Raw genomic sequence first — 26,227 nt, forward strand, 5'->3', positions numbered from 1 at the left:
GAACTGCCGGAAGGCGTAGAGATGGTAATGCCGGGCGACAACATCAAAATGGTTGTTACCCTGATCCACCCGATCGCGATGGACGACGGTCTGCGTTTCGCAATCCGTGAAGGCGGCCGTACCGTTGGCGCGGGCGTTGTTGCTAAAGTTCTGGGCTAATTACTCGTTAATTAGTTTTGAATTGAAGAGGGCGCTTCGGCGCCCTTTTTGTTGCCTGCTATTTAGCCGCTGTTATATTTATTCACCCTTTTTAACGCTTCTCCCGTGGCGTAAATCGCTTTGTGCTATTGTAATCATAACCATTCTCATTTACACTTTGTGCGGAAATTGAACGGGAGCGATCATGTACGTTTGTTTGTGTAATGGTATAAGCGATAAAAAAATCCGCCAGGCTGTACGACAATTTCATCCACAGTCATTTCAACAGTTGCGTAAATTTATTCCTGTGGGAAATCAATGTGGTAAGTGTATTCGCGCCGCGCGAGAAGTGATGCAGGATGAGTTAACGCAAATGCCGGAATTTAAAGAGATCGCCTGAGTCACACTCTTTTTTTTGACATCCCTGTAGCCCCATCTACGCTCTAGAGAGTGGAAGCGGAGGGACTATAAAATGAAAGGTGATGTTAAAATCATAAATTATCTCAATAAACTATTGGGAAATGAGCTTGTCGCAATTAATCAGTATTTTCTTCATGCCCGTATGTTCAAAAACTGGGGCCTGACCCGGCTTAATGATGTTGAGTACCATGAATCCATTGATGAGATGAAACACGCCGATAAGTATATTGAGCGTATTTTATTTCTGGAAGGCATACCGAACCTACAGGATCTGGGCAAGCTGGGCATCGGTGAAGATGTCGAAGAGATGCTACGATCGGATCTCCGGCTCGAACTGGAAGGCGCAAAAGATCTACGTGAGGCAATAGCCTATGCCGATAGCGTTCATGATTATGTCAGCCGGGATATGATGATTGAAATTCTTGCCGACGAGGAAGGCCACATCGACTGGCTGGAAACTGAGCTGGATTTGATTGCCAAACTTGGTATGCAAAATTATCTGCAATCACAAATTAAGGTTACCGATTAACCGCCTGGAAAGAAAGCTTTCCAACCTGTTATGAAACCCGCCACCGCCAGCCATGGCCCAAAAGGTAGCGGGTTTATTAATGCCGATTTACCTCTCACCAGGAGCGCGACGCCAAACCCGCCACAGGCCAACATGGCGGCAAGGAAAACCAGTAACGGCAGTGTTTCCCAACAATGCCACGCCCCTAAGGCAGCAAGGTACTTGACGTCGCCATATCCAAGCCCCTCTTTCTGATAACGCAGGCGATAGCCCCAGTAAATTAACGCGAATCCGCCATAGCCGGCGATAGCGCCCCAAAGCGCATCCGGTAAACGCTCCGGCAGGCAAATCTGGTGATAAAGCAGACCACCCCACAGTAATGGACAGGTAAACCGGTCAGGCAGCAGACCGGTACGCGCGTCGTATATGCCAAGTAATAAAGAGAACGACGCATAAAAAATGAGAAAGGGGAGGGCAACAAACATAAGCAAATCCTCGTCAAGGTTTGTGCTCACTTTTATAGATTTATGCGACAGCGACAACGACGTATTGCCAGGTTTGCCTGATGCCTTCCAAAGAAAAGATGCGCGTTACCATCCCATGCGTACCATCTGGAATCATGCTCGCATAAGAATAAAGCGCTTAATTTCTATCCGACACTTGCGTCAGGCTGAGATTTACGTATAATGCGCGGGCTTGTCGTAATTGACGGCAGGTTCGATTTGAACCTCGAATAGCCGATTTGGCTATTTAACAATGCTCCCAATCGGGGAGCTACGTAAGAACGGTTACACTCTCCCATCAATCGTAATGGGTGTGAGGAGTAATCATTTTCGTTTATAAAATAATTGGAGCTCTGGTCTCATGCAGAACCAAAGAATCCGTATCCGCCTGAAAGCGTTTGATCATCGTCTGATCGATCAATCAACCGCGGAAATCGTCGAGACTGCCAAGCGCACTGGTGCGCAGGTTCGCGGTCCGATCCCGCTGCCGACCCGCAAAGAGCGCTTTACCGTTCTGATCTCTCCGCACGTTAACAAAGATGCGCGCGATCAGTACGAAATTCGCACTCACAAGCGTCTGGTTGACATCGTTGAGCCAACCGAGAAAACCGTTGATGCTCTGATGCGTCTGGACCTGGCTGCCGGTGTAGACGTGCAGATCAGCCTGGGTTAATCAGGTCATCGAGCGATTGAGAGGTTGATACAATGATTGGTTTAGTCGGTAAAAAAGTGGGTATGACCCGCATCTTCACTGAAGATGGCGTCTCTATCCCAGTAACCGTAATCGAAGTTGAAGCAAACCGTGTTACTCAGGTTAAAGACCTGGCTAACGATGGCTACCGCGCTGTTCAGGTTACTACGGGTGCTAAAAAAGCTAACCGTGTCACCAAGCCGGAAGCGGGTCACTTTGCTAAAGCTGGCGTAGAAGCTGGCCGTGGTCTGTGGGAATTCCGTCTGGCTGAAGGCGAAGAATACACCGTAGGTCAGAGCATCAGCGTTGAACTGTTTGCTGACGTTAAAAAAGTTGACGTAACCGGTACCTCTAAAGGTAAAGGTTTCGCTGGTACCGTTAAGCGCTGGAACTTCCGTACCCAGGACGCTACTCACGGTAACTCCTTGTCTCACCGCGTTCCGGGTTCTATCGGTCAGAACCAGACTCCGGGCAAAGTGTTCAAAGGCAAGAAAATGGCAGGTCAGATGGGTAATGAGCGCGTAACCGTTCAGAGCCTTGACGTAGTACGCGTTGACGCTGAGCGCAACCTGCTGCTGGTTAAGGGTGGTGTTCCGGGTGCAACCGGTTGCGACCTGATCGTTAAACCAGCTGTGAAGGCGTAAGGGGATAGCAATGGAATTAGTATTGAAAGACGCGCAGAGCGCGCTGACTGTTTCCGAAACTACCTTCGGTCGTGATTTCAACGAAGCGCTGGTTCACCAGGTTGTTGTTGCTTATGCAGCTGGTGCTCGTCAGGGTACTCGTGCTCAGAAGACTCGTGCTGAAGTAACTGGTTCCGGTAAAAAACCGTGGCGCCAGAAAGGCACTGGCCGTGCGCGTTCAGGTTCTATCAAGAGCCCGATCTGGCGTTCCGGTGGCGTGACCTTCGCTGCTCGTCCGCAGGACCACAGTCAAAAAGTTAACAAGAAGATGTACCGCGGCGCGCTGAAAAGCATCCTGTCCGAACTGGTACGTCAGGATCGTCTGATCGTTGTCGAGAAGTTCTCTGTAGAAGCGCCGAAAACTAAGCTGCTGGCACAGAAACTGAAAGACATGGCTCTGGAAGATGTGCTGATCATCACCGGTGAGCTGGACGAGAACCTGTTCCTGGCCGCACGTAACCTGCACAAGGTTGACGTACGCGATGCGACTGGTATCGACCCGGTTAGCCTGATCGCCTTCGACAAAGTCGTAATGACTGCTGATGCTGTTAAGCAAGTTGAGGAGATGCTGGCATGATTCGTGAAGAACGTCTGCTGAAGGTGCTGCGCGCACCGCACGTTTCTGAAAAAGCGTCTACTGCGATGGAAAAAACTAACACCATCGTTCTCAAAGTTGCTAAAGACGCGACCAAAGCAGAAATCAAAGCTGCTGTGCAGAAACTGTTTGAAGTCGAAGTCGAAGTCGTTAACACCCTGGTCGTTAAAGGGAAAGTTAAACGTCACGGACAGCGTATCGGTCGTCGTAGCGACTGGAAAAAAGCTTACGTCACCCTGAAAGAAGGCCAGAATCTGGACTTCGTCGGCGGCGCTGAGTAAGTCGGAGGAGTAATACAATGGCAGTTGTTAAATGTAAACCGACATCTCCGGGTCGTCGCCACGTCGTTAAAGTGGTCAACCCAGAGCTGCACAAGGGCAAACCTTTTGCTCCGCTGGTTGAAAAAAACAGCAAATCCGGTGGTCGTAACAACAATGGCCGTATCACCACTCGTCATATCGGTGGTGGTCACAAACAGGCTTATCGTATTGTTGACTTCAAACGCAACAAAGACGGTATCCCGGCAGTTGTTGAACGTCTTGAGTACGATCCGAACCGTTCCGCGAACATCGCGCTGGTTCTGTACAAAGACGGCGAACGCCGTTACATCCTGGCCCCGAAAGGCCTGAAAGCTGGCGACCAGATTCAGTCTGGCGTTGATGCTGCAATCAAAGCAGGCAACACCCTGCCGATGCGCAATATCCCGGTTGGTTCTACCGTTCATAACGTAGAAATGAAACCAGGTAAAGGCGGTCAGCTGGCACGTTCCGCTGGTACTTACGTTCAGATCGTTGCTCGCGATGGCGCTTATGTCACCCTGCGTCTGCGTTCTGGTGAAATGCGTAAAGTCGAAGCAGACTGCCGTGCAACCCTGGGCGAAGTTGGCAATGCTGAGCATATGCTGCGCGTTCTGGGTAAAGCTGGTGCTGCACGCTGGCGTGGCGTTCGTCCTACCGTTCGCGGTACTGCGATGAACCCAGTAGACCACCCACATGGTGGTGGTGAAGGTCGTAACTTTGGTAAGCACCCGGTAACTCCGTGGGGCGTTCAGACCAAAGGTAAGAAGACCCGCAGCAACAAGCGTACTGATAAATTCATCGTACGTCGCCGTAGCAAATAATTTTAGAGGATAAGCCATGCCACGTTCTCTCAAGAAAGGTCCTTTTATTGACCTGCACTTGCTGAAGAAGGTAGAGAAAGCGGTGGAAAGCGGAGACAAGAAGCCCCTGCGCACCTGGTCCCGTCGTTCAACGATCTTTCCTAACATGATCGGTTTGACCATCGCTGTCCATAATGGTCGTCAGCACGTTCCGGTATTTGTTTCCGACGAAATGGTCGGTCACAAACTGGGTGAATTCGCACCGACTCGTACTTATCGCGGCCACGCTGCTGATAAAAAAGCGAAGAAGAAATAAGGTAGGAGGAAGAGATGGAAACTATCGCTAAACATCGCCATGCTCGTTCTTCTGCTCAGAAGGTTCGCCTTGTTGCTGACCTGATTCGCGGTAAGAAAGTGTCGCAGGCTCTGGATATTCTGACCTACACCAACAAGAAAGCGGCTGTACTGGTCAAGAAAGTTCTGGAATCTGCCATTGCTAACGCTGAACACAACGATGGCGCTGACATTGACGATCTGAAAGTTACGAAAATTTTCGTAGACGAAGGCCCGAGCATGAAGCGCATTATGCCGCGTGCAAAAGGTCGTGCAGATCGCATCCTGAAGCGCACCAGCCACATCACTGTGGTTGTGTCCGATCGCTGAGACTCTGGAGACTAGCAATGGGTCAGAAAGTACATCCTAATGGTATTCGCCTGGGTATTGTAAAACCATGGAACTCTACCTGGTTTGCGAACACCAAAGAATTCGCTGACAACCTGGACAGCGATTTTAAAGTACGTCAGTACCTGACGAAGGAACTGGCTAAAGCGTCTGTATCTCGTATCGTTATCGAGCGTCCGGCTAAGAGCATCCGTGTGACTATTCACACCGCTCGCCCGGGTATCGTTATCGGTAAAAAAGGTGAAGACGTAGAAAAACTGCGTAAGGTCGTAGCGGATATCGCTGGCGTTCCTGCACAGATCAACATCGCCGAAGTTCGTAAACCTGAACTGGACGCTAAACTGGTTGCTGACAGCATCACTTCTCAGCTGGAACGTCGCGTTATGTTCCGTCGTGCGATGAAGCGTGCTGTACAGAACGCCATGCGTCTGGGCGCTAAAGGTATCAAAGTTGAAGTTAGCGGCCGTCTGGGCGGCGCGGAAATCGCACGTACCGAATGGTACCGCGAAGGTCGCGTACCGCTGCACACTCTGCGTGCTGACATCGACTACAACACCTCTGAAGCGCACACCACTTATGGTGTAATCGGCGTTAAAGTGTGGATCTTCAAAGGCGAGATCCTGGGTGGTATGGCTGCTGTTGAACAACCGGAAAAACCGGCTGCTCAACCGAAAAAGCAGCAGCGTAAAGGCCGTAAATAAGGAGCGTCGCTGATGTTACAACCAAAGCGTACAAAATTCCGTAAAATGCACAAAGGCCGCAACCGTGGTCTGGCTGCAGGCGCGGATGTTAGCTTCGGCAGCTTCGGCCTGAAAGCTGTTGGCCGTGGTCGTCTGACTGCCCGTCAGATCGAAGCAGCACGTCGTGCTATGACCCGTGCAGTTAAGCGTCAAGGTAAGATCTGGATCCGTGTATTCCCGGACAAACCGATCACTGAAAAGCCGCTGGCAGTGCGTATGGGTAAAGGTAAAGGTAACGTGGAGTATTGGGTTGCCTTGATTCAGCCGGGTAAAGTCCTGTATGAAATGGACGGCGTACCGGAAGAGCTGGCCCGTGAAGCATTCAAGCTGGCAGCAGCGAAACTGCCGATTAAAACCACCTTTGTAACTAAGACGGTGATGTAATGAAAGCAAAAGAGCTGCGTGAGAAGAGCGTTGAAGAGCTGAACACCGAGCTACTGAACCTGCTGCGTGAGCAGTTCAACCTGCGTATGCAGGCTGCAAGTGGCCAGCTGCAACAGTCTCACCTGTTGAAGCAAGTGCGTCGTGATGTCGCACGCGTTAAGACTTTACTGACTGAGAAGGCGGGTGCGTAATGACCGATAAAATCCGTACTCTGCAAGGTCGCGTGGTTAGCGACAAAATGGAGAAATCCATTGTTGTTGCTATCGAACGTTTTGTGAAACACCCGATCTACGGTAAATTCATCAAGCGTACGACCAAAATGCACGTACATGACGAGAACAACGAATGCGGTATCGGCGACGTGGTTGAAATCCGCGAATGCCGTCCGCTGTCCAAGACCAAATCCTGGACTCTGGTTCGCGTTGTAGAGAAAGCGGTTCTGTAATACAGTACGCATTCTCAACGAATAAACGGCTCAGCGATGGGCCGTTTATTTTTTCTACCCATATCTGATTTGCGGTGTTATAATGCCGCGCCCTCGATATGGGGTTTTTTTAACGACCTGATTTTCGGGTCTCAGTAGTAGTTGACATTAGCGGAGCACTAAAATGATCCAAGAACAGACTATGCTGAACGTCGCCGACAACTCCGGTGCACGTCGCGTAATGTGTATCAAGGTTCTGGGTGGCTCGCACCGTCGCTACGCAGGCGTAGGCGACATCATTAAGATCACCATCAAAGAAGCGATTCCGCGTGGTAAGGTCAAAAAAGGTGATGTGCTGAAGGCGGTAGTGGTGCGCACCAAGAAGGGTGTTCGTCGCCCGGACGGTTCTGTCATTCGCTTCGATGGTAATGCATGCGTTATTTTAAACAATAACAGCGAGCAGCCTATCGGTACGCGTATTTTTGGGCCGGTAACTCGTGAACTTCGTAACGAGAAGTTCATGAAAATTATCTCTCTGGCACCAGAAGTACTCTAAGGAGCGAATCATGGCAGCGAAAATCCGTCGTGATGACGAAGTTATCGTGTTAACCGGTAAAGATAAAGGTAAACGCGGTAAAGTTAAGAATGTCCTGTCTTCCGGCAAGGTCATTGTTGAAGGTATCAACCTGGTTAAGAAACACCAGAAGCCGGTTCCGGCTCTGAACCAACCGGGCGGCATCGTTGAAAAAGAAGCTGCAATTCAGGTTTCTAACGTTGCAATCTTCAATGCGGCAACCGGCAAGGCTGACCGTGTAGGCTTTAGATTCGAAGACGGCAAAAAAGTCCGTTTCTTCAAGTCTAACAGCGAAACTATCAAGTAATTTGGAGTAGTACGATGGCGAAACTGCATGATTACTACAAAGACGAAGTAGTTAACAAACTCATGACTGAGTTTAACTACAATTCTGTCATGCAAGTCCCTCGGGTCGAGAAGATCACCCTGAACATGGGTGTTGGTGAAGCGATCGCTGACAAGAAACTGCTGGATAACGCAGCAGCAGACCTGACAGCAATCTCCGGTCAAAAACCGTTGATCACCAAAGCACGCAAATCTGTTGCAGGCTTCAAAATCCGTCAGGGCTATCCGATCGGCTGTAAAGTAACTCTGCGTGGCGAACGCATGTGGGAGTTCTTTGAGCGCCTGATCACTATTGCTGTTCCTCGTATCCGTGACTTCCGTGGCTTGTCCGCTAAGTCATTCGACGGTCGTGGTAACTACAGCATGGGTGTCCGTGAGCAGATCATCTTCCCAGAAATCGACTACGATAAAGTCGACCGCGTTCGTGGTTTGGATATTACCATTACCACTACTGCGAAATCTGACGAAGAAGGCCGTGCTCTGCTGGCTGCCTTTGACTTCCCGTTCCGCAAGTAAGGTAGGGTTACTAAATGGCTAAGCAATCAATGAAAGCACGCGAAGTAAAACGCGTAGCTTTAGCTGATAAATACTTCGCGAAACGCGCTGAACTGAAAGCGATCATCTCTGATGTGAACGCAACCGACGAAGATCGTTGGAATGCGGTTCTTAAGCTGCAGACTCTGCCGCGTGATTCCAGCCCGTCACGTCAGCGTAACCGCTGCCGTCAAACTGGTCGTCCGCACGCTTTCCTGCGGAAGTTCGGGTTGAGCCGTATTAAGGTCCGTGAAGCCGCTATGCGCGGTGAAATTCCGGGTCTGAAAAAGGCTAGCTGGTAATTGTCACCAATTGAATCACGGGAGTAAAGACAGATGAGCATGCAAGATCCGATCGCGGATATGCTGACCCGTATCCGTAACGGTCAGGCCGCGAACAAAGCTGCGGTCACCATGCCTTCCTCCAAGCTGAAAGTGGCAATTGCCAACGTGCTGAAGGAAGAAGGTTTTATTGAAGATTTTAAAGTTGAAGGCGACACCAAGCCGGAACTGGAACTGACTCTTAAGTATTTCCAGGGTAAAGCTGTTGTAGAAAGCATTCAGCGTGTCAGCCGCCCAGGTCTGCGCATCTACAAACGTAAAGATGAGCTGCCGAAAGTTATGGCCGGTCTGGGTATCGCAGTTGTTTCTACCTCTAAAGGTGTTATGACTGATCGTGCAGCGCGCCAGGCTGGTCTTGGTGGCGAAATTATCTGCTACGTAGCCTAATCGGAGGAAAAAATGTCTCGTGTTGCTAAAGCACCGGTCGTTGTTCCTGCCGGCGTTGATGTCAAAATCAACGGTCAGGTTATTACGATCAAAGGTAAAAACGGCGAGCTGACTCGTACTCTCAACGATGCTGTTGAAGTTAAACATGCAGATAATGCACTGACCTTCGGTCCGCGTGATGGTTACGCAGACGGTTGGGCACAGGCTGGTACCGCGCGTGCCCTGCTGAACTCAATGGTTATCGGTGTTACCGAAGGCTTCACTAAGAAGCTGCAGCTGGTTGGTGTAGGTTATCGTGCAGCGGTTAAAGGGAATGTAGTAAACCTGTCTTTAGGTTTCTCTCACCCGGTTGACCATCAGCTGCCGGCAGGTATCACTGCTGAATGTCCGACTCAAACTGAAATCGTGCTGAAAGGCGCTGATAAGCAGGTGATCGGCCAGGTTGCAGCAGATCTGCGCGCCTACCGTCGTCCTGAGCCTTACAAAGGCAAGGGTGTTCGTTACGCCGACGAAGTCGTGCGTACCAAAGAGGCTAAGAAGAAGTAAGGTAACACTATGGATAAGAAATCTGCTCGTATCCGTCGTGCGACCCGCGCACGCCGCAAGCTCAAAGAGCTGGGCGCAACTCGCCTGGTGGTACATCGTACCCCGCGTCATATTTACGCACAGGTAATTGCACCGAACGGTTCTGAAGTTCTGGTAGCTGCTTCTACTGTAGAAAAAGCTATCGCTGAACAACTGAAGTACACCGGTAACAAAGACGCGGCTGCAGCTGTGGGTAAAGCTGTCGCTGAACGCGCTCTGGAAAAAGGCATCAAAGATGTGTCCTTTGACCGTTCCGGGTTCCAATATCATGGTCGTGTCCAGGCACTGGCAGATGCTGCCCGTGAAGCTGGCCTTCAGTTCTAAGGTAGAGGTGTAAGATGGCTCACATCGAAAAACAAGCTGGCGAACTGCAGGAAAAGCTGATCGCGGTAAACCGCGTATCTAAAACCGTTAAAGGTGGTCGTATTTTCTCCTTCACAGCTCTGACTGTAGTAGGCGATGGTAACGGTCGCGTAGGTTTTGGTTACGGTAAAGCGCGTGAAGTTCCAGCAGCGATCCAGAAAGCGATGGAAAAAGCCCGTCGCAATATGATTAACGTCGCGCTGAACAACGGCACCCTGCAGCACCCGGTTAAAGGTGTTCACACGGGGTCTCGTGTATTCATGCAGCCAGCTTCCGAAGGTACCGGTATCATCGCCGGTGGTGCAATGCGCGCCGTTCTGGAAGTTGCTGGGGTTCATAACGTTCTGGCTAAAGCATACGGTTCCACCAACCCGATCAACGTGGTTCGTGCAACTATTGATGGCCTGGAAAATATGAATTCTCCAGAAATGGTCGCTGCCAAGCGTGGTAAATCCGTTGAAGAAATTCTGGGGAAATAAACCATGGCAAAGACTATTAAAATTACTCAAACCCGCAGTGCAATCGGTCGTCTGCCGAAACACAAGGCAACGCTGCTTGGCCTGGGTCTGCGTCGTATTGGTCACACCGTAGAGCGCGAGGATACTCCTGCTGTTCGTGGTATGGTCAACGCGGTTTCCTTCATGGTTAAAGTTGAGGAGTAAGAGATGCGTTTAAATACTCTGTCTCCGGCCGAAGGCTCCAAAAAGGCGGGTAAACGCCTGGGTCGTGGTATCGGTTCTGGCCTCGGTAAAACCGGTGGTCGTGGTCACAAAGGTCAGAAGTCTCGTTCTGGCGGTGGCGTACGTCGCGGTTTCGAGGGTGGTCAGATGCCTCTGTACCGTCGTCTGCCGAAATTCGGCTTCACTTCTCGCAAAGCAGCGATTACAGCCGAAGTTCGTCTGTCTGACCTGGCGAAAGTAGAAGGCGGCGTTGTAGACCTGAACACGCTGAAAGCGGCAAACATTATCGGTATCCAGATCGAGTTCGCGAAAGTGATCCTGGCTGGCGAAGTCACTACTCCGGTAACTGTTCGTGGCCTGCGTGTTACTAAAGGCGCTCGTGCTGCTATCGAAGCTGCTGGCGGTAAAATCGAGGAATAAGTAGCAGATGGCTAAACAACCGGGATTAGATTTTCAAAGTGCCAAAGGTGGCTTAGGTGAGCTGAAACGCAGACTGCTGTTTGTTATCGGCGCGCTGATTGTGTTCCGTATTGGCTCTTTTATTCCGATCCCTGGTATTGATGCCGCTGTACTTGCCAAACTGCTTGAGCAACAGCGAGGCACCATCATTGAAATGTTTAACATGTTCTCTGGTGGTGCTCTCAGCCGTGCTTCTATCTTTGCCCTGGGGATCATGCCGTATATTTCGGCGTCGATCATTATCCAGCTGTTGACGGTGGTTCATCCAACGCTGGCAGAAATTAAGAAAGAAGGGGAGTCTGGTCGTCGTAAGATCAGCCAGTACACCCGTTACGGTACTCTGGTGCTGGCGATATTCCAGTCGATCGGTATTGCTACCGGTTTGCCGAATATGCCTGGTATGCAGGGCCTGGTGATGAATCCAGGCTTTGCATTCTATTTCACCGCTGTTGTAAGTCTGGTTACAGGGACGATGTTCCTGATGTGGCTCGGCGAACAGATTACTGAGCGCGGTATCGGTAACGGTATCTCAATCATCATCTTCGCTGGTATCGTTGCGGGACTCCCGCCAGCCATTGCCCATACTATCGAGCAAGCGCGTCAAGGCGACCTGCACTTCCTCGTGTTGCTGTTGGTTGCAGTATTAGTATTTGCAGTGACGTTCTTTGTAGTATTCGTTGAACGTGGTCAACGCCGTATTGTGGTAAACTACGCCAAACGTCAGCAAGGTCGTCGTGTCTATGCTGCACAGAGCACACATTTACCGCTGAAAGTGAATATGGCGGGGGTAATCCCGGCAATCTTCGCTTCCAGTATTATTCTGTTCCCGGCGACCATCGCGTCATGGTTCGGGGGCGGTACTGGTTGGAACTGGCTGACAACAATTTCGCTGTATTTGCAGCCTGGGCAACCGCTTTATGTGTTACTCTATGCGTCTGCAATCATCTTCTTCTGTTTCTTCTACACGGCGTTGGTTTTCAACCCGCGTGAAACAGCAGATAACCTGAAGAAGTCCGGTGCATTTGTACCAGGAATTCGTCCGGGAGAGCAAACGGCGAAGTATATCGATAAAGTAATGACCCGCCTGACCCTGGTTGGTGCGCTGTATATTACCTTTATCTGCCTGATCCCGGAGTTCATGCGTGATGCAATGAAAGTGCCGTTCTACTTCGGTGGGACCTCACTGCTTATCGTTGTTGTCGTGATTATGGACTTTATGGCTCAAGTGCAAACTCTGATGATGTCCAGTCAGTATGAGTCTGCATTGAAGAAGGCGAACCTGAAAGGCTACGGCCGTTAATTGGTCGCCTGAGAAGTTACGGAGAGTAAAAATGAAAGTTCGTGCTTCCGTCAAGAAATTATGCCGTAACTGCAAAATCGTTAAGCGTGATGGTGTCATCCGTGTGATTTGCAGTGCCGAGCCGAAGCATAAACAGCGCCAAGGCTGATTTTTTCGCATATTTTTCTTGCAAAGTTGGGTTGAGCTGGCTAGATTAGCCAGCCAATCTTTTGTATGTCTGTACGTTTCCATTTGAGTATCCTGAAAACGGGCTTTTCAGCATGGTACGTACATATTAAATAGTAGGAGTGCATAGTGGCCCGTATAGCAGGCATTAACATTCCTGATCAGAAACACGCCGTGATCGCGTTAACTTCGATCTACGGTGTCGGCAAGACCCGTTCTAAAGCCATCCTGGCTGCAGCGGGTATCGCTGAAAATGTTAAGATCAGTGAGCTGTCTGAAGAACAAATCGACACGCTGCGTGACGAAGTTGCCAAATTTGTCGTTGAAGGTGATCTGCGCCGTGAAATCAGCATGAGCATCAAGCGCCTGATGGATCTTGGTTGCTATCGCGGTTTGCGTCATCGTCGTGGTCTCCCGGTTCGCGGTCAGCGTACCAAGACCAACGCTCGTACCCGTAAGGGTCCGCGCAAACCGATCAAGAAATAATCGGGGTGATTGAATAATGGCAAAGGCACCAGTTCGCGCACGTAAACGTGTAAGAAAACAAGTCTCTGACGGCGTGGCTCATATCCATGCTTCTTTCAACAACACCATCGTGACTATTACCGATCGTCAGGGTAATGCGCTGGGTTGGGCAACAGCCGGTGGTTCCGGTTTCCGTGGTTCTCGCAAATCCACTCCGTTTGCAGCTCAGGTTGCAGCAGAGCGTTGCGCTGACGCCGTGAAAGAATACGGTATCAAGAATCTGGAAGTTATGGTTAAAGGTCCGGGTCCAGGCCGCGAATCTACTATTCGTGCTCTGAACGCCGCTGGTTTCCGCATCACTAATATTACTGATGTGACTCCGATCCCTCATAACGGTTGTCGTCCGCCGAAAAAACGTCGCGTATAACGCTTCGTTTTCCAGGTTAGTTGGAGAAAGAAAATGGCAAGATATTTGGGTCCTAAGCTCAAGCTGAGCCGTCGTGAGGGCACCGACTTATTCCTTAAGTCTGGCGTTCGCGCGATCGATACCAAGTGTAAAATTGAACAAGCTCCTGGCCAGCACGGTGCGCGTAAGCCGCGTCTGTCTGACTATGGTGTGCAGTTGCGTGAAAAGCAAAAAGTTCGCCGCATTTACGGTGTGCTGGAGCGTCAGTTCCGTAACTACTACAAAGAAGCAGCACGTCTGAAAGGCAACACCGGTGAAAACCTGTTGGCTCTGCTGGAAGGTCGTCTGGACAACGTTGTATACCGTATGGGCTTCGGCGCCACTCGTGCAGAAGCACGTCAGCTGGTTAGCCATAAAGCAATTATGGTAAACGGTCGTGTTGTTAACATCGCTTCTTATCAGGTTAGTCCGAATGACGTTGTTAGCATTCGTGAGAAAGCGAAGAAGCAGTCTCGCGTGAAAGCCGCTCTGGAGCTGGCTGAGCAGCGTGAAAAGCCAACCTGGCTGGAAGTTGATGCTGGCAAGATGGAAGGTACGTACAAGCGTAAGCCTGAGCGTTCTGATCTGTCTGCGGACATTAACGAACACCTGATCGTCGAGCTTTACTCCAAGTAAAGCTTAGTACCAAAGAGAGGACACAATGCAGGGTTCTGTGACAGAGTTTCTAAAACCGCGCCTGGTAGATATCGAGCAAGTGAGTTCGACGCACGCCAAGGTGACCCTTGAGCCTTTAGAGCGTGGCTTCGGCCATACTCTGGGTAACGCACTGCGCCGTATTCTGCTCTCATCGATGCCGGGTTGCGCGGTGACCGAGGTTGAGATTGATGGTGTACTACATGAGTACAGCACCAAAGAAGGCGTTCAGGAAGACATCCTGGAAATCCTGCTCAACCTGAAAGGGCTGGCGGTGAGAGTTCAGGGTAAAGATGAAGTTATTCTTACCTTGAATAAATCTGGCATTGGCCCTGTGACCGCAGCCGATATCACCCATGATGGGGATGTCGAAATCGTCAAGCCGCAGCACGTGATCTGCCACCTGACCGATGAAAACGCGTCTATTAGTATGCGTATCAAAGTTCAGCGCGGTCGTGGTTATGTGCCGGCTTCTACCCGAATTCATTCGGAAGAAGATGAGCGCCCAATCGGCCGTCTGCTGGTCGACGCCTGCTACAGCCCTGTAGAGCGTATTGCCTACAATGTTGAAGCAGCGCGTGTAGAACAGCGTACCGACCTGGACAAGCTGGTCATCGAAATGGAAACCAACGGCACAATCGATCCTGAAGAGGCGATTCGTCGTGCGGCAACCATCCTGGCTGAACAACTGGAAGCTTTCGTTGATTTACGTGATGTACGTCAACCGGAAGTGAAAGAAGAGAAACCAGAATTCGATCCGATCCTGCTGCGCCCTGTTGACGATCTGGAATTGACTGTCCGCTCTGCTAACTGCCTCAAGGCAGAAGCTATCCACTATATCGGTGATCTGGTACAGCGTACCGAGGTTGAGCTTCTTAAGACGCCTAACCTGGGTAAAAAATCTCTTACCGAGATTAAAGACGTGCTGGCTTCCCGTGGACTGTCTCTGGGTATGCGCCTGGAAAACTGGCCACCGGCAAGCATCGCTGACGAGTAACCGGATCACAGGTTAAGGTTTTACTGAGAAGGATAAGGTCATGCGCCATCGTAAGAGTGGTCGTCAACTGAACCGCAACAGCAGCCATCGCCAGGCTATGTTCCGCAACATGGCAGGTTCACTGGTTCGTCATGAAATCATCAAGACGACCCTGCCTAAAGCGAAAGAGCTGCGTCGCGTAGTTGAGCCGCTGATTACTCTTGCCAAGACTGATAGCGTTGCTAATCGTCGTCTGGCATTCGCCCGTACTCGTGATAACGAGATCGTGGCAAAACTGTTTAACGAGCTGGGCCCGCGTTTCGCGAGCCGCGCCGGTGGTTACACTCGCATTCTGAAGTGTGGCTTCCGTGCAGGCGACAACGCGCCGATGGCATACATCGAGCTGGTTGATCGTTCAGAGAAAACAGAAGCTGCTGCAGAGTAATCTGTAGTAACGTAAAAAAACCCGCTTCGGCGGGTTTTTTTATATCCTCCTGAACCCCACATATCTACAATAATTGTATTCTTTTCGTTCAATCCCTGGAGCGACGTATGTGGTTACTTGACCAGTGGGCAGAGCGTCATATTATCGAGGCACAGCGTAAAGGCGAGTTTGATAATTTGCCTGGCCGTGGCGAGCCGCTTATTCTGGATGATGATTCTCATGTGCCGGCGGAACTTCGTGCGGGTTATCGCTTACTCAAGAATGCGGGCTGTCTTCCCCCTGAACTGGAGCAGCGCAGAGACGCTATTCAGTTACTTGATATCCTCAACAGTATCCGGGAAGATGACCCTCGATACCATCAGGTTAGTCGCCAGCTCTCCCTGCTTGAACTAAAACTTCGGCAGGCTGGGTTGAGTACCGACTTTTTACACGGTGAGTATGCAGAAAAACTGCTGCATAAAATCAACGATAATTAACGGAGCTTGTATGTATCGCATTGGTGAGTTGGCAAAGCTGGCAGACGTAACGCCTGATACCATTCGCTACTATGAAAAACAGCAGATGATGGATCATGAGGTACGTACTGAAGGCGGGTTTCGTCTGTATACCGAAAACGATCTGCAGCGTCTCAAGTTTATTCGTTATGCGCGACAGTTGGGTTTCACGCTCGACTCGATCCGCGAGCTTTTATCGATCCGAATTGATCCTGAGCACCATACCTGTCAGGAGTCAAAAAGTATTGTGCAAGAGCGATTGCAGGAGGTTGAAGCCAGGATTGCGGAACTGCAAACGATGCAGCGTTCGTTACAAAGGCTTAATGATGCTTGTTGCGGAACGGCCCACAGTAGCGTCTATTGTTCCATTCTGGAAGCCCTGGAACAGGGGGCCAGTGGGGCGAAATCAGGATGTTGATTTATTGAAGCGGCGGGGCTACACTCGCGCCGTTAATTTATACAATCGGGAGACATTATGAGTCGTTATCAACATAAGAAAGGGCAGATAAAGGACAATGCCATTGAGGCATTACTGCACGATCCCCTTTTCAGGCAACGCGTTGAGAAAAATAAGAAAGGCAAAGGAAGCTATCTGCGCAAAGGTAAACACGGTAACCGGGGGAACTGGGAGGCCAGTGGCAAGAAAGTAAGTAACTTTTTTACCACTGGCCTTCTGCTTATTAAGAACGGTTATTTTGTTCTTTCAGCAGATCGCGGATTTCGCCCAATAACACTTCCTCTTTAGAAGGCGCTGGCGGAGCTGCCGGCTCTTCTGCTTTTTTACGGTTGAGTCTGTTGATAAGCTTAATGGCAACAAAGATAGCAAAGGCCACAATCACAAAATCAAATACGTTCTGGATAAACACGCCGTAATGCATGACGACCGCCGGAATATCTCCCTGCGCTTCGCGTAACGTAAAAGCAAATTGTTTAAAGTCGATCCCGCCGATTAACAATCCCAACGGCGGCATAATGATATCGGCAACCAGTGAAGAAACAATCTTACCGAATGCCGCGCCAATAATGACACCCACTGCCAAATCCACAACATTCCCGCGCATCGCGAATTCGCGAAATTCTTTAATAAAACTCATTTTTATTCTCCCTATGCAGCTGACGTTATAAGTTTAACAAATGCTAAGGCATTTTCCATTTACGGCTTCTGTTTAGCGAAATAAATTAAACCTTGATAAATAAAGGGAATTAAAAAGGGCGCTGAATGAGCGCCCCTTAAATTAGAGGAAGAAAGGACTTGGCTGGAACAGACGTTCGACGTCGGTAATAAACTTTTTATCGGTCAAAAACATAATGACGTGATCGCCTTGTTCAATGCGCAAATTGTCATTAGCAATCATGACATCATTACCGCGAACGACCGCGCCAATAATGGTGCCTGGTGGCAGTTTTATTTCGTCAATGACGCGGCCAACCACGCGGGAAGTGCTTTCATCGCCGTGCGCGACGGCTTCGATGGCTTCGGCAACCCCGCGACGTAGTGAGGAAACGCCGACGATATCCGCTTTACGCACATGGCTCAGTAATGCAGAGATGGTGGCCTGCTGCGGAGAAATCGCAATATCTATAACGCTACCCTGCACAAGATCGACATAAGCTCGACGCTGAATCAGCACCATCACTTTTTTGGCGCCCATCCGCTTGGCCAACATCGCGGACATGATATTGGCTTCATCATCGTTAGTGACCGCGATAAAGAGATCGACCTGATCAATATGCTCCTCCGCCAGCAATTCCTGATCGGAAGCGTCGCCAAAAAAGACGATCGTGTTTTGTAGTTTCTCAGCCAGTTCTGCGGCGCGTTGTTGATCGCGTTCGATCAATTTAACGCTATAGTCTTTTTCCAGACGCCTTGCCAGCCCGGCGCCGATATTGCCGCCGCCCACCAGCATGATGCGCTTGTAGGGTTTTTCCAGACGCTGTAATTCGCTCATTACTGCACGGATATGCTGTGAAGCCGCAATAAAGAAGACTTCATCCCCTGCTTCCACGATAGTCGAGCCCTGAGGACGGATTGGTCTGTCATGGCGGAAAATTGCGGCAACGCGAGTATCGATATGCGGCATATGCTCTCGCATTGTCGAGAGCGCGTTACCTATTAGTGGACCGCCATAGTAGGCTTTTACTACTGCCAGACTGACTTTCCCTTCAGCAAAGTTTACAACCTGTAATGCTCCCGGATACTCGATCAGACGATAAATATTATCGATAACCAACTGCTCCGGCGCGATCAGATGATCAATCGGAACCGCTTCAGAATGAAAGAGTTTATCCGCATCGCGAACATAGTCCGGGGAGCGAATGCGGGCGATACGGTTTGGAGTGTTGAAGAGTGAATAGGCTACCTGACAGGCAACCATATTAGTTTCATCTGAACTGGTGACAGCGACCAGCATATCCGCATCGTCAGCGCCCGCTTCGCGTAACACGCGGGGATGCGAACCATGCCCCTGAACTACGCGTAGATCGAACTTATCTTGCAAACTGCGTAACCGTTCGCCGTTGGTATCAACCACCGTGATGTCGTTGTTTTCGCCGACCAGGTTTTCCGCCAGTGTTCCGCCAACTTGCCCTGCGCCCAGTATGATAATTTTCATCAGTCGTGGCCCGTTATCTCATCACTTCTTGATTAGCTTAGCGTAAAAGAACCCATCACCTTCTTCGCCGCCCGGCAGATTTTGCTGTCCTGGCTGATCAGGTGTTCCCGTTTCGCTGAGCGCGGCATCGGGAGTGCGTTGCAAAAAGGTTTTGATCTGATCGCGGTTTTCTTCCGGCAGTACGGAACAGGTGGCGTAAACCAGCGTCCCGCCAGGCTTCAGGCGCGGCCAGACGGCATCAAGAATTTCCGCCTGTAATTGCGCCAGTTCCGCGATATCGCGATCGCGACGCAGCCATTTGATATCTGGATGACGGCGAATGACGCCGGTTGCGGAGCAGGGCGCATCCAGCAGAATACGGTCAAACTGCTGCTCGCCGCACCATTGGGCGGGATAACGTCCATCCCCTTGTTTAACTGTCGCTTTCATCCCAAGACGCTTTAGGTTGTCGTAAACGCGGGAGAGTCGTTGTTCATCAATATCAACCGCCAACACGTCTGCTTCGGGGGCCACTTCGAGAATATGCGTGGTTTTACCGCCGGGCGCGGCGCACAAGTCTAAAATGTGCTCACCGTTCTGAGGAGCGAGAAAAACCGCACATCCCTGCGCAGAGGCATCCTGGACAGTTACCCAACCCTCAGCAAAACCGGGTAAAGCATGTACCGGAGCTGGCGTTTCCAGACGTACAGCGTCGGGATAATCGGGATGGGGATATCCCTTCATGCCTGCGTCTTCAAGTAAGCCAAGCCAACCGTCGCGGGTGTGGTGTGTACGATTTACACGTAGCCACATCGGTGGACGCTGGTTATTCGCTTCAATAATGTGTTGCCACTGTGTGGGGTAAGCATTTTGCAAACGCTTTACCAGCCAACCTGGATGTAAAAAGCGCGCATCGCTGGTCGCAAACTCATTAAGCAACGTTTCCTGCTGGCGCTGAAACTGGCGCAGGACGCCGTTAATTAACCCTTTCAACTGCGGACGTTTGATGGCGACCGCGCCTTCAACGGTTTCAGCCAGCGCCGCATGGGGAGGAACGCGGGTGTACAGCAACTGATAAAAGCCGACCATAATTAAGTAATGCACTGTACGCTGCTTGCCGGTCATTGGACGAGACATCAGCTTATTGATCAGCCATTCCAGCTGTGAAAGGGTGCGCAGGACGCCAAAGCACAGCTCCTGAAGTAGCGCTTTGTCTTTATCGGCGACTTTTTGTTGCAGCGGCGGGAGCACATTACTTAATGATTGTCCCTGTTCGACGACCAGTTCAACGGCCTGTGCTGCCAGACTACGTAAATTGTTTTGTTTTTTCATATGTATAAAATAAAAATGCCCGGTAACACCGGGCTTATAAAGACGTGACCGTCAGGCAAGACGGTTACCAGGAATAAACCATTCCCGGCGTGAATTTAACAGATCCTGGGCGCTCATCGCTTTTTTGCCGGCAGGCTGAAGCGAAAGCAAATTTAATATCCCCTTGCCTGTTGCAACCTGAATGCCCTGTTTCGTCGCGGCCAGAATGGTTCCCGGCAGCGACTGCGTGGCGTCCTCAATGACGGACGCCTGCCAGACTTTTACCGGCTGGCCGTCGATTTCCAGCCAGCTCATTGGCCACGGATTAAAGGCGCGAATGCAACGCTCCAGCTGTGCTGCGGAGAGAGACCAGTCAATACGCGCTTCTTCTTTACTGAGCTTTTCCGCATGAGTGACCAGCGCTTCATTCTGCGCTTCAGGCGTCGCTGTGCCGTCCGCCAGTTGTTTTAGTGTGGTAATTAACCCCTGCGGGCCAAGTTCAGCCAACTTATTATACAGTGAGCCACTGGTATCTTCTGCGGTAATCGGGCACGCAAGTTTATACAGCATGTCGCCGGTATCCAGCCCTACATCCATCTGCATAATTGTGACGCCGGTTTCCGCATCGCCTGCCCAGAGTGAGCGCTGAATAGGCGCCGCGCCGCGCCAGCGTGGAAGCAGCGAACCGTGAACGTTGATACATCCGAGACGGGGCATATCCAGCACTGCCTTTGGGAGAATCAGACCATATGCTACGACAACCATGACGTCGGCATGTAAGTCAGCAACCAGTTGCTGGTTTTCCTGAGGACGAAGCGACACGGGCTGGAAAACGGGCAGGCCTTTTTCTTCCGCCAGCACTTTTACCGGGCTGGGCATCAACTTTTTGCCGCGACCTGCTGGACGATCGGGTTGGGTAAATACGCCGACAACGTTATGTCCAGAAGTTAACAGCGCGTCGAGATGACGCGCTGCAAAGTCAGGTGTACCCGCAAAAATAATACGTAGTGAATCTGACACGTTGGTTCTTGTCCTTTAAGCCCGGGCGTTCAGGCGGTCGAGTTTTTCTACTTTCTGACGAATACGTTGTTGCTTCAGCGGCGACAAATAATCGATAAACAGTTTACCGACCAGGTGATCCATCTCATGCTGAATGCAGATTGCCAGCAAACCATCCGCTTCAAGTTCAAATGGGTTGCCGTCGCGATCCAGCGCGCGGATTTTCACTTTCTCGGCGCGCGGCACTAAAGCGCGCTGTTCCGGAATCGACAGACAGCCTTCTTCTATACCCGTTTCGCCACTTTTCTCCAGCAATTCCGGGTTAATGAGTACCAGGCGCTCGTCGCGGTTTTCCGAAACGTCAATCACGATGATCCGCTGGTGGATATCGACCTGCGTTGCGGCCAGACCGATACCTTCTTCCGCGTACATCGTTTCGAACATATCATCGACGATACGCTGAATTTCTGCATTCACTTCTTCAACCGGCTTTGCGACTTTGCGAAGGCGCTCGTCCGGAATATGTAACACTTGCAAAACTGACATAATTATCCAGAGTTGTGTTCAGGAGTTGAAAAGATTATTACCTCTATTCTAGACAAATCCCCACCTGATTGACAGCATCAGTGACCAATCGCAAAGATTGTTCAGACTGCTTGTGGCAGGGGAGGGAAAGGATGGCCCGTACCGAAATTTGGTTACGTTTAATGTACGTCGGCGACCTTTATGGCGAGGCGATGTTGAACATGGCGAATTCGCTTATTCGCCAGCCTCAGATAAATCGCACGCACCTTCAGGAGGCTGGTCTTACCGCGCGGCAAGCTGAACGTTTTTTACAGCTTCCAGCAGGTGTGCTTGATGAGACGTTACGCTGGCTTGAACTACCGCAGCACCATTTTCTGTGTGCGGATAGTGAAATTTATCCTCCCCAACTGCGTGCTATTGACGATTATCCCGGCGCTATTTTTATTGACGGCGATCCTGCCTGTCTGCATACCTGCCAACTTGCCGTCGTAGGGAGCCGGAGCCACTCCTGGTATGGAGAACGTTGGGGACGTCTGCTTTGCGAAAGCCTTGCGAAAAGCGGTTTGACGATCACCAGCGGCCTTGCCCGGGGAATTGATGGCGTAGCACACAACGCCGCGGTGAGTATGGGGGGAAAAAGTGTAGCGGTGTTAGGGAATGGCTTGGCAAAGATTTATCCTCGCCGACATGCCATGCTGGCTGAAAACTTGATTGCCACCGGCGGCGCAGTGGTCTCAGAATTTCCGCTTTCAACGCCTCCGCTACCGCAACATTTTCCTCGCAGAAACCGTATCATCAGCGGACTGAGCAAAGGCGTGCTGGTAATCGAGGCGGCGTTGCGCAGCGGTTCGTTGGTGACGGCGCGCTGCGCGCTTGAACAGGGGCGGGACGTTTTTGCATTACCAGGTCCTATCGGTAGTCCGGGAAGCGAAGGTACGCACTGGTTAATTAAACAAGGGGCTACGCTTGTGACGACGCCGGAGGATATTCTGGAAAATTTGCAATACGGCTTACACTGGTTGCCAACTACGGCGGAAAATTCACTTTATTCACTAAATCAGGATGAGGCGGCATTGCCATTTCCTGAGCTCCTGGCTAACGTAGGAGATGAGGTAACACCTGTTGACGTCGTCGCTGAACGTGCCGGCCAACCTGTGCCAGCGGTAGTGGCTCAGCTACTCGAACTGGAGTTAGCAGGATGGATCGCAGCTGTACCCGGCGGCTATGTCCGATTAAGGAGGGCAAGCCATGTTCGACGTACTAATGTATTTGTTTGAAACATACATCCATAACGAAGCCGAGCTGCGCGTGGATCAGGACAGACTGGAGCGTGATCTCACCGACGCTGGGTTTGATCGCGAAGACATCTACAATGCGCTGCTGTGGCTGGAAAAACTCGCTGACTATCAGGATGGCCTCGCGGAACCCATGCAACTTGCTTCCGACCCTCTTTCAATGCGCATTTATACGGTTGAAGAGTGTGAAAGGCTTGATGCCAGTTGCCGGGGGTTCCTGTTATTCCTTGAGCAGATTCAGGTGCTAAACCTCGAAACACGAGAAATGGTGATTGAGCGTGTGCTGGCGCTGGATACCGCAGAGTTTGACCTGGAAGACTTGAAATGGGTTATTTTGATGGTGTTATTCAACATTCCGGGCTGTGAAAACGCCTATCAGCAAATGGAAGAATTACTCTTTGAGGTAAATGAAGGTATGCTGCATTGATAGGTGTTAATGCTGCATGAGTGAATATGGCTAAATCAGCACTGTTTTCGGTGCGTAAAAATGAGCCCTGCCCGCAGTGCGGGGCCGAACTGGTAATTCGTTCCGGGAAACATGGTCCGTTTCTCGGCTGTTCTCGCTATCCGGAATGCGATTATGTTCGCCCGCTGAAAAGTCAGGCGGACGGACATATCGTTAAAATTCTGGAGGGGCAACTGTGCCCTGAGTGTGGCGCCGTGCTGGTGCTGCGTCAGGGGCGCTTTGGCATGTTCATCGGATGCAGTCAATATCCGCAATGTGAACATACAGTGGTTATTGATAAACCGGATGAAACGGCGATTGCCTGTCCAGCCTGCCAGCAAGGACATTTGGTCCAGCGCCGTTCTCGTTACGGTAAAATCTTTCATTCCTGCGATCGCTACCCGGAATGTCAGTTCGTCATTAACTTCACACCGGTTGCGGGGGAATGCCCCGAGTGCCATTATCCGCTACTCATCGAAAAGAAAACCGCGCAGGGCGTGAAGCGCTTTTGCGCTAGTAAACAATGTGGAAAGCCGGTTCCGGTGGAATAAACAAGTGAATAATAACCTGCCAACAGGATCTATCGCCGCGGCGGTAGATCTCCTGAATAAAGAAAATGTCATCGCTTATCCAACAGAAGCCGTTTTCGGCGTCGGCTGCGATCCCGATAGTGAAACAGCCGTTACGCGCCTGCTGGCGTTAAAACAACGGCCCGTCGATAAGGGACTCATTTTGATTGCCGCCAGCTTTGAGCAGTTAAAACCTTATATTGATGACAGCATACTTACCGCCGCACAGCGTAAAGCGGTATTTGATTGCTGGCCCGGGCCGGTAACGTTTGTTTTTCCTGCGCCCGCGACAACGCCGCGGTGGCTCACGGGACGTTTTGATTCCCTGGCCGTTCGTGTTACCAATCACCCGCTGGTGGTCGCGCTATGCAATGCGTATGGCAAACCGCTGGTTTCCACCAGCGCCAATCTGAGCGGATTACCGCCATGCCGTACCGTTGAAGAGGTGCGTGCGCAATTTGGTGATGATTTTCCGGTGGTTGAAGGCGCAACGGGTGGGCGTTTAAATCCTTCAGAAATTCGCGATGCTCTGACGGGCGAACTGTTTCGACAGGGGTAATATGATGGAAACCTATGCTGTTTTTGGAAATCCGATTGCGCACAGCAAATCGCCATTTATTCATCAGCAATTTGCTCAGCAGCTAGATATTGTTCACCCCTATGGTCGCGTACTGGCCCCTATTAATAATTTCATTAATACGCTTGATGCCTTTTTCGCGGCAGGGGGAAAAGGCGCAAACATCACAGTACCTTTTAAAGAGGAGGCGTTTGCGCGATCGGATGAGTTAACGGAACGAGCATCGCTGGCGGGAGCAGTCAATACATTAAAGCGGCTGGAAGATGGTCGTTTGCTTGGCGACAATACTGACGGTATCGGTTTATTAAGCGATCTCAAACGGTTAAATTTTATCCGCCCAGGAAGGCGTATTTTGCTGATTGGCGCGGGCGGCGCATCCCGGGGCGTGCTGTTACCTCTGCTTTCTTTGGATTGCGCGGTCACTATCACTAACCGTACAGCTTCACGTGCCGAAGCGTTGGCGAAAATCTTTGCTCATACCGGCAGCGTTCATGCCACGGATATGGACAAGCTGGATGGTTGTGAGTTTGACCTGATTATTAATGCGACCTCCAGCGGCATACGCGGCGAAATCCCGGCGATTCCGGCGTCACTTATTCACCCTTCCCTCTGTTGCTATGACATGTTCTATCAAAAAGGGAATACGCCATTTCTCTCCTGGTGTGTACAACAGGGCGCAAAACGCTACGCAGATGGGCTGGGAATGCTGGTGGGGCAGGCTGCACATGCCGTTTTGCTTTGGCACGGTGTATTACCGCAGGTCGAGCCAGTGATTAAGCTGCTACAGCAGGAATTATTAGCGTGAACCAGGCCATACAATTTCCTGACCGCGAAGAATGGGATACTGCCGCCAGCGCTGTCATCTTTCCCGCCCTGGTTAATGGGATGCAACTCACGTGTGCAATAAAAAAAGATGTACTGGCGTATCGCTTTGGTGGAGAAACAGCGGAGCAATGGCTGACCATTTTTCGTGAGTATCGCTGGGACCTGGAAGAAGAGGCTGAAGCATTAATCCTGGCCCAGCAGGAAGACGATCACGGTTGGATATGGTTATCCTGAGAAAGATAGTCGTCTTTCCATTTTACATAGTTATTGGCGGAGTACTGCAGGCCCGATCTCTCAGCATCGCTCAGGGGGCGGATCTGTTTTACCGGACTGCCAAGATATAAATAGCCGCTTTCCAGCCGTTTGTGCTGCGGCACCAGGCTTCCCGCGCCAATCATTACGTCATCTTCTATTATCGCGCCATCCAGCACAATGGAGCCCATACCGACCAGTACGCGGTTACCGATGGTACAGCCGTGCAGCATAACTTTATGGCCAACGGTAACATCTTCGCCAATGATTAATGGGTTGCCGTGTGGATTGGATGGAGACTTGTGGGTTACGTGAAGAACGCTGCCATCCTGAATGTTCGTACGAGCCCCTATCGCAACGTAATTCACATCGCCGCGAATCACCACAAGCGGCCAGATCCCGATATCATCCGCCAGACGGACATCACCAATAACCACGCTGCTGGTATCGATCATCACGCGCTGACCGATTTCAGGAAAAAGATCCTTATAAGGACGTAATGTGTCAGACATGTCTACCTCATCATAAATGAATAGTCATGAAGACTTTGGTTGCTTTAACGGCGTTGTGCAAGGGGAGATAGCATCAAAAAATCGCCACTTTGCGCAGGAATGGAGCGAAAGGGATGAAAAATCAACAAACAGAAAAAAAGATCCAAAAAACGCTTGTGCAAAAAAATGGGATCCCTATAATGCGCCTCCATCGACACGGCGGATGTGAATCACTTCACACAAACAGCCGGTCGGTTGAAGAGAAAAAT

At 50.7% G+C, this 26,227-nt stretch carries 45 protein-coding genes and 2 pseudogenes; 40 read left to right on the plus strand and 7 right to left on the minus strand.

Annotated features, from left to right (window positions below; all coding sequences use genetic code 11):
• The 3 genes and pseudogenes from tuf to bfr form a co-directional block, all read left to right on the plus strand.
• A pseudogene (gene tuf, locus ACLJQJ_RS23040) lies at nucleotides 1-159 on the plus strand (elongation factor Tu); the annotation flags it as partial.
• A 184-nt stretch (nucleotides 160-343) separates the two neighbouring features.
• Nucleotides 344-538 carry a bacterioferritin-associated ferredoxin gene (gene bfd, locus ACLJQJ_RS23045; protein WP_000289082.1) on the plus strand — a complete coding sequence of 65 codons (195 nt, stop codon included), beginning with the start codon at nucleotides 344-346 and terminating at the stop codon, nucleotides 536-538.
• 72 nt (nucleotides 539-610) lie between these two features.
• The gene (gene bfr, locus ACLJQJ_RS23050) at nucleotides 611-1,087 is read left to right on the plus strand and encodes a bacterioferritin (protein ID WP_000675530.1); all 477 of its coding nucleotides are present in this window, start codon (nucleotides 611-613) and stop codon (nucleotides 1,085-1,087) included.
• Here bfr and hopD read toward each other — a convergent pair.
• Nucleotides 1,084-1,551, minus strand: coding sequence for a prepilin peptidase (gene hopD, locus ACLJQJ_RS23055; RefSeq protein WP_001650871.1), 468 nt, complete (start codon nucleotides 1,549-1,551; stop codon nucleotides 1,084-1,086). The genes bfr and hopD overlap by 4 nt on opposite strands.
• A 379-nt stretch (nucleotides 1,552-1,930) precedes the next feature.
• On the opposite strand from hopD, the gene rpsJ reads away from it, so the two are divergent.
• From rpsJ to ACLJQJ_RS23210, 31 genes and pseudogenes are all read left to right on the plus strand, one after another.
• A complete protein-coding gene (gene rpsJ / locus ACLJQJ_RS23060) occupies nucleotides 1,931-2,242 on the plus strand; it encodes a 30S ribosomal protein S10 (protein WP_001181005.1) in 312 nt (103 codons plus the stop codon).
• Nucleotides 2,243-2,274: 32 nt separating this feature from the next.
• A complete protein-coding gene (gene rplC, locus ACLJQJ_RS23065) occupies nucleotides 2,275-2,904 on the plus strand; it encodes a 50S ribosomal protein L3 (protein ID WP_000579838.1) in 630 nt (209 codons plus the stop codon).
• Between the two features lie 10 nt (nucleotides 2,905-2,914).
• Entirely contained in the window at nucleotides 2,915-3,520 is a 606-nt protein-coding gene (rplD, locus tag ACLJQJ_RS23070; protein WP_000424395.1) for a 50S ribosomal protein L4, read from the plus strand.
• On the plus strand, nucleotides 3,517-3,819 hold the full coding sequence (rplW, locus tag ACLJQJ_RS23075; protein WP_000617546.1) for a 50S ribosomal protein L23: 303 nt from the start codon (nucleotides 3,517-3,519) through the stop codon (nucleotides 3,817-3,819). Before rplD ends, rplW begins: the two co-directional genes overlap by 4 nt.
• Before the next feature lie 17 nt (nucleotides 3,820-3,836).
• On the plus strand, nucleotides 3,837-4,658 hold the full coding sequence (gene rplB / locus ACLJQJ_RS23080) for a 50S ribosomal protein L2 (protein WP_000301869.1): 822 nt from the start codon (nucleotides 3,837-3,839) through the stop codon (nucleotides 4,656-4,658).
• A gap of 16 nt (nucleotides 4,659-4,674) precedes the next feature.
• Nucleotides 4,675-4,953 (plus strand): 30S ribosomal protein S19, encoded by a 279-nt coding sequence (rpsS, locus tag ACLJQJ_RS23085; protein ID WP_001138115.1) that lies wholly within the window; start codon nucleotides 4,675-4,677, stop codon nucleotides 4,951-4,953.
• Nucleotides 4,954-4,967: 14 nt separating this feature from the next.
• A complete protein-coding gene (gene rplV / locus ACLJQJ_RS23090; protein ID WP_000447529.1) occupies nucleotides 4,968-5,300 on the plus strand; it encodes a 50S ribosomal protein L22 in 333 nt (110 codons plus the stop codon).
• A gap of 17 nt (nucleotides 5,301-5,317) precedes the next feature.
• A complete protein-coding gene (gene rpsC / locus ACLJQJ_RS23095) occupies nucleotides 5,318-6,019 on the plus strand; it encodes a 30S ribosomal protein S3 (RefSeq protein ID WP_000529945.1) in 702 nt (233 codons plus the stop codon).
• A 12-nt stretch (nucleotides 6,020-6,031) separates the two neighbouring features.
• Nucleotides 6,032-6,442 carry a 50S ribosomal protein L16 gene (rplP, locus tag ACLJQJ_RS23100; protein ID WP_000941208.1) on the plus strand — a complete coding sequence of 137 codons (411 nt, stop codon included), beginning with the start codon at nucleotides 6,032-6,034 and terminating at the stop codon, nucleotides 6,440-6,442.
• On the plus strand, nucleotides 6,442-6,633 hold the full coding sequence (gene rpmC / locus ACLJQJ_RS23105) for a 50S ribosomal protein L29 (RefSeq protein WP_000644742.1): 192 nt from the start codon (nucleotides 6,442-6,444) through the stop codon (nucleotides 6,631-6,633). Before rplP ends, rpmC begins: the two co-directional genes overlap by 1 nt.
• Nucleotides 6,633-6,887, plus strand: a complete 255-nt coding sequence (gene rpsQ, locus ACLJQJ_RS23110) for a 30S ribosomal protein S17 (protein ID WP_000130101.1) — start codon at nucleotides 6,633-6,635, stop codon at nucleotides 6,885-6,887. Before rpmC ends, rpsQ begins: the two co-directional genes overlap by 1 nt.
• A 163-nt stretch (nucleotides 6,888-7,050) precedes the next feature.
• Complete coding sequence (rplN, locus tag ACLJQJ_RS23115; protein WP_000613954.1) at nucleotides 7,051-7,422, plus strand: 50S ribosomal protein L14; 372 nt, start codon at nucleotides 7,051-7,053, stop codon at nucleotides 7,420-7,422.
• Between the two features lie 10 nt (nucleotides 7,423-7,432).
• Nucleotides 7,433-7,747 carry a 50S ribosomal protein L24 gene (gene rplX, locus ACLJQJ_RS23120; RefSeq protein WP_000729185.1) on the plus strand — a complete coding sequence of 105 codons (315 nt, stop codon included), beginning with the start codon at nucleotides 7,433-7,435 and terminating at the stop codon, nucleotides 7,745-7,747.
• 14 nt (nucleotides 7,748-7,761) lie between these two features.
• Nucleotides 7,762-8,301: a 50S ribosomal protein L5 gene (gene rplE / locus ACLJQJ_RS23125; protein WP_001096206.1), complete on the plus strand. Its 540-nt coding sequence runs from the start codon at nucleotides 7,762-7,764 to the stop codon at nucleotides 8,299-8,301.
• A 14-nt stretch (nucleotides 8,302-8,315) separates the two neighbouring features.
• On the plus strand, nucleotides 8,316-8,621 hold the full coding sequence (gene rpsN, locus ACLJQJ_RS23130; RefSeq protein ID WP_001118932.1) for a 30S ribosomal protein S14: 306 nt from the start codon (nucleotides 8,316-8,318) through the stop codon (nucleotides 8,619-8,621).
• 33 nt (nucleotides 8,622-8,654) lie between these two features.
• Entirely contained in the window at nucleotides 8,655-9,047 is a 393-nt protein-coding gene (gene rpsH / locus ACLJQJ_RS23135) for a 30S ribosomal protein S8 (RefSeq protein ID WP_000062611.1), read from the plus strand.
• Nucleotides 9,048-9,059: 12 nt separating this feature from the next.
• Nucleotides 9,060-9,593: a 50S ribosomal protein L6 gene (gene rplF / locus ACLJQJ_RS23140; RefSeq protein WP_000091939.1), complete on the plus strand. Its 534-nt coding sequence runs from the start codon at nucleotides 9,060-9,062 to the stop codon at nucleotides 9,591-9,593.
• A 9-nt stretch (nucleotides 9,594-9,602) separates the two neighbouring features.
• A complete protein-coding gene (rplR, locus tag ACLJQJ_RS23145) occupies nucleotides 9,603-9,956 on the plus strand; it encodes a 50S ribosomal protein L18 (RefSeq protein WP_000358956.1) in 354 nt (117 codons plus the stop codon).
• Nucleotides 9,957-9,970: 14 nt separating this feature from the next.
• Nucleotides 9,971-10,474: a 30S ribosomal protein S5 gene (rpsE, locus tag ACLJQJ_RS23150; RefSeq protein ID WP_000940121.1), complete on the plus strand. Its 504-nt coding sequence runs from the start codon at nucleotides 9,971-9,973 to the stop codon at nucleotides 10,472-10,474.
• Nucleotides 10,475-10,477: 3 nt separating this feature from the next.
• Nucleotides 10,478-10,657: a 50S ribosomal protein L30 gene (gene rpmD, locus ACLJQJ_RS23155; RefSeq protein ID WP_001140434.1), complete on the plus strand. Its 180-nt coding sequence runs from the start codon at nucleotides 10,478-10,480 to the stop codon at nucleotides 10,655-10,657.
• A 3-nt stretch (nucleotides 10,658-10,660) separates the two neighbouring features.
• Nucleotides 10,661-11,095 (plus strand): 50S ribosomal protein L15, encoded by a 435-nt coding sequence (gene rplO / locus ACLJQJ_RS23160; RefSeq protein ID WP_001238917.1) that lies wholly within the window; start codon nucleotides 10,661-10,663, stop codon nucleotides 11,093-11,095.
• A 7-nt stretch (nucleotides 11,096-11,102) separates the two neighbouring features.
• Entirely contained in the window at nucleotides 11,103-12,434 is a 1,332-nt protein-coding gene (gene secY, locus ACLJQJ_RS23165; protein WP_001118864.1) for a preprotein translocase subunit SecY, read from the plus strand.
• A gap of 31 nt (nucleotides 12,435-12,465) precedes the next feature.
• Nucleotides 12,466-12,582 carry a 50S ribosomal protein L36 gene (gene rpmJ, locus ACLJQJ_RS23170; protein WP_000868187.1) on the plus strand — a complete coding sequence of 39 codons (117 nt, stop codon included), beginning with the start codon at nucleotides 12,466-12,468 and terminating at the stop codon, nucleotides 12,580-12,582.
• Between the two features lie 146 nt (nucleotides 12,583-12,728).
• Complete coding sequence (rpsM, locus tag ACLJQJ_RS23175; RefSeq protein WP_000090780.1) at nucleotides 12,729-13,085, plus strand: 30S ribosomal protein S13; 357 nt, start codon at nucleotides 12,729-12,731, stop codon at nucleotides 13,083-13,085.
• A gap of 16 nt (nucleotides 13,086-13,101) precedes the next feature.
• Nucleotides 13,102-13,491 carry a 30S ribosomal protein S11 gene (gene rpsK / locus ACLJQJ_RS23180; RefSeq protein WP_001029758.1) on the plus strand — a complete coding sequence of 130 codons (390 nt, stop codon included), beginning with the start codon at nucleotides 13,102-13,104 and terminating at the stop codon, nucleotides 13,489-13,491.
• A gap of 33 nt (nucleotides 13,492-13,524) precedes the next feature.
• The gene (gene rpsD / locus ACLJQJ_RS23185) at nucleotides 13,525-14,145 is read left to right on the plus strand and encodes a 30S ribosomal protein S4 (RefSeq protein ID WP_000135226.1); all 621 of its coding nucleotides are present in this window, start codon (nucleotides 13,525-13,527) and stop codon (nucleotides 14,143-14,145) included.
• A 25-nt stretch (nucleotides 14,146-14,170) separates the two neighbouring features.
• The gene (locus ACLJQJ_RS23190; protein ID WP_001162094.1) at nucleotides 14,171-15,160 is read left to right on the plus strand and encodes a DNA-directed RNA polymerase subunit alpha; all 990 of its coding nucleotides are present in this window, start codon (nucleotides 14,171-14,173) and stop codon (nucleotides 15,158-15,160) included.
• Between the two features lie 40 nt (nucleotides 15,161-15,200).
• Nucleotides 15,201-15,584, plus strand: a complete 384-nt coding sequence (rplQ, locus tag ACLJQJ_RS23195) for a 50S ribosomal protein L17 (RefSeq protein ID WP_001216370.1) — start codon at nucleotides 15,201-15,203, stop codon at nucleotides 15,582-15,584.
• 107 nt (nucleotides 15,585-15,691) lie between these two features.
• On the plus strand, nucleotides 15,692-16,060 hold the full coding sequence (locus ACLJQJ_RS23200; RefSeq protein ID WP_000266515.1) for a DUF1992 domain-containing protein: 369 nt from the start codon (nucleotides 15,692-15,694) through the stop codon (nucleotides 16,058-16,060).
• 10 nt (nucleotides 16,061-16,070) lie between these two features.
• On the plus strand, nucleotides 16,071-16,496 hold the full coding sequence (gene zntR, locus ACLJQJ_RS23205; RefSeq protein ID WP_000285585.1) for a Zn(2+)-responsive transcriptional regulator: 426 nt from the start codon (nucleotides 16,071-16,073) through the stop codon (nucleotides 16,494-16,496).
• Between the two features lie 57 nt (nucleotides 16,497-16,553).
• Nucleotides 16,554-16,757: pseudogene (locus ACLJQJ_RS23210) on the plus strand (alternative ribosome-rescue factor A); the annotation flags it as partial.
• A 1-nt stretch (nucleotide 16,758) separates the two neighbouring features.
• Here ACLJQJ_RS23210 and mscL read toward each other — a convergent pair.
• From mscL to def, 5 genes are all read right to left on the minus strand, one after another.
• Complete coding sequence (mscL, locus tag ACLJQJ_RS23215; protein ID WP_000008119.1) at nucleotides 16,759-17,172, minus strand: large-conductance mechanosensitive channel protein MscL; 414 nt, start codon at nucleotides 17,170-17,172, stop codon at nucleotides 16,759-16,761.
• Between the two features lie 141 nt (nucleotides 17,173-17,313).
• The gene (trkA, locus tag ACLJQJ_RS23220; protein WP_000691374.1) at nucleotides 17,314-18,690 is read right to left on the minus strand and encodes a Trk system potassium transporter TrkA; all 1,377 of its coding nucleotides are present in this window, start codon (nucleotides 18,688-18,690) and stop codon (nucleotides 17,314-17,316) included.
• 21 nt (nucleotides 18,691-18,711) lie between these two features.
• Nucleotides 18,712-20,001, minus strand: a complete 1,290-nt coding sequence (gene rsmB / locus ACLJQJ_RS23225) for a 16S rRNA (cytosine(967)-C(5))-methyltransferase RsmB (RefSeq protein ID WP_000744594.1) — start codon at nucleotides 19,999-20,001, stop codon at nucleotides 18,712-18,714.
• A 51-nt stretch (nucleotides 20,002-20,052) separates the two neighbouring features.
• Nucleotides 20,053-21,000 (minus strand): methionyl-tRNA formyltransferase, encoded by a 948-nt coding sequence (gene fmt, locus ACLJQJ_RS23230; RefSeq protein ID WP_001285174.1) that lies wholly within the window; start codon nucleotides 20,998-21,000, stop codon nucleotides 20,053-20,055.
• Between the two features lie 15 nt (nucleotides 21,001-21,015).
• Complete coding sequence (gene def, locus ACLJQJ_RS23235) at nucleotides 21,016-21,525, minus strand: peptide deformylase (RefSeq protein WP_000114987.1); 510 nt, start codon at nucleotides 21,523-21,525, stop codon at nucleotides 21,016-21,018.
• Between the two features lie 131 nt (nucleotides 21,526-21,656).
• Between def and dprA the strand changes: the two genes are divergently transcribed.
• The 6 genes from dprA to ACLJQJ_RS23265 are packed head-to-tail and all read left to right on the plus strand — an operon-like array spanning nucleotide 21,657 to nucleotide 25,449.
• Nucleotides 21,657-22,781, plus strand: a complete 1,125-nt coding sequence (dprA, locus tag ACLJQJ_RS23240) for a DNA-protecting protein DprA (RefSeq protein ID WP_000124529.1) — start codon at nucleotides 21,657-21,659, stop codon at nucleotides 22,779-22,781.
• Nucleotides 22,753-23,226 (plus strand): DUF494 family protein Smg, encoded by a 474-nt coding sequence (gene smg / locus ACLJQJ_RS23245; protein WP_000460663.1) that lies wholly within the window; start codon nucleotides 22,753-22,755, stop codon nucleotides 23,224-23,226. Before dprA ends, smg begins: the two co-directional genes overlap by 29 nt.
• Nucleotides 23,227-23,252: 26 nt before the next feature.
• Nucleotides 23,253-23,795 (plus strand): type I DNA topoisomerase, encoded by a 543-nt coding sequence (locus tag ACLJQJ_RS23250; protein WP_001129708.1) that lies wholly within the window; start codon nucleotides 23,253-23,255, stop codon nucleotides 23,793-23,795.
• A 4-nt stretch (nucleotides 23,796-23,799) separates the two neighbouring features.
• A complete protein-coding gene (gene tsaC / locus ACLJQJ_RS23255) occupies nucleotides 23,800-24,372 on the plus strand; it encodes an L-threonylcarbamoyladenylate synthase type 1 TsaC (RefSeq protein WP_001063613.1) in 573 nt (190 codons plus the stop codon).
• A gap of 4 nt (nucleotides 24,373-24,376) precedes the next feature.
• Nucleotides 24,377-25,195, plus strand: a complete 819-nt coding sequence (aroE, locus tag ACLJQJ_RS23260) for a shikimate dehydrogenase (protein WP_063809184.1) — start codon at nucleotides 24,377-24,379, stop codon at nucleotides 25,193-25,195.
• A complete protein-coding gene (locus ACLJQJ_RS23265) occupies nucleotides 25,192-25,449 on the plus strand; it encodes a DUF1488 domain-containing protein (protein ID WP_001070576.1) in 258 nt (85 codons plus the stop codon). The genes aroE and ACLJQJ_RS23265 overlap by 4 nt, the downstream gene beginning before the upstream one ends.
• On the opposite strand, the gene ACLJQJ_RS23270 is transcribed toward ACLJQJ_RS23265, so the two are convergent.
• Nucleotides 25,425-25,979, minus strand: coding sequence for a gamma carbonic anhydrase family protein (locus ACLJQJ_RS23270; RefSeq protein ID WP_001285628.1), 555 nt, complete (start codon nucleotides 25,977-25,979; stop codon nucleotides 25,425-25,427). The genes ACLJQJ_RS23265 and ACLJQJ_RS23270 overlap by 25 nt on opposite strands.
• Nucleotides 25,980-26,227 lie beyond the last annotated feature (248 nt).

Origin of the sequence: Salmonella sp. SAL04202 (assembly GCF_046550775.1) — a bacterium.
Classification (GTDB): domain Bacteria; phylum Pseudomonadota; class Gammaproteobacteria; order Enterobacterales; family Enterobacteriaceae; genus Salmonella; species Salmonella enterica.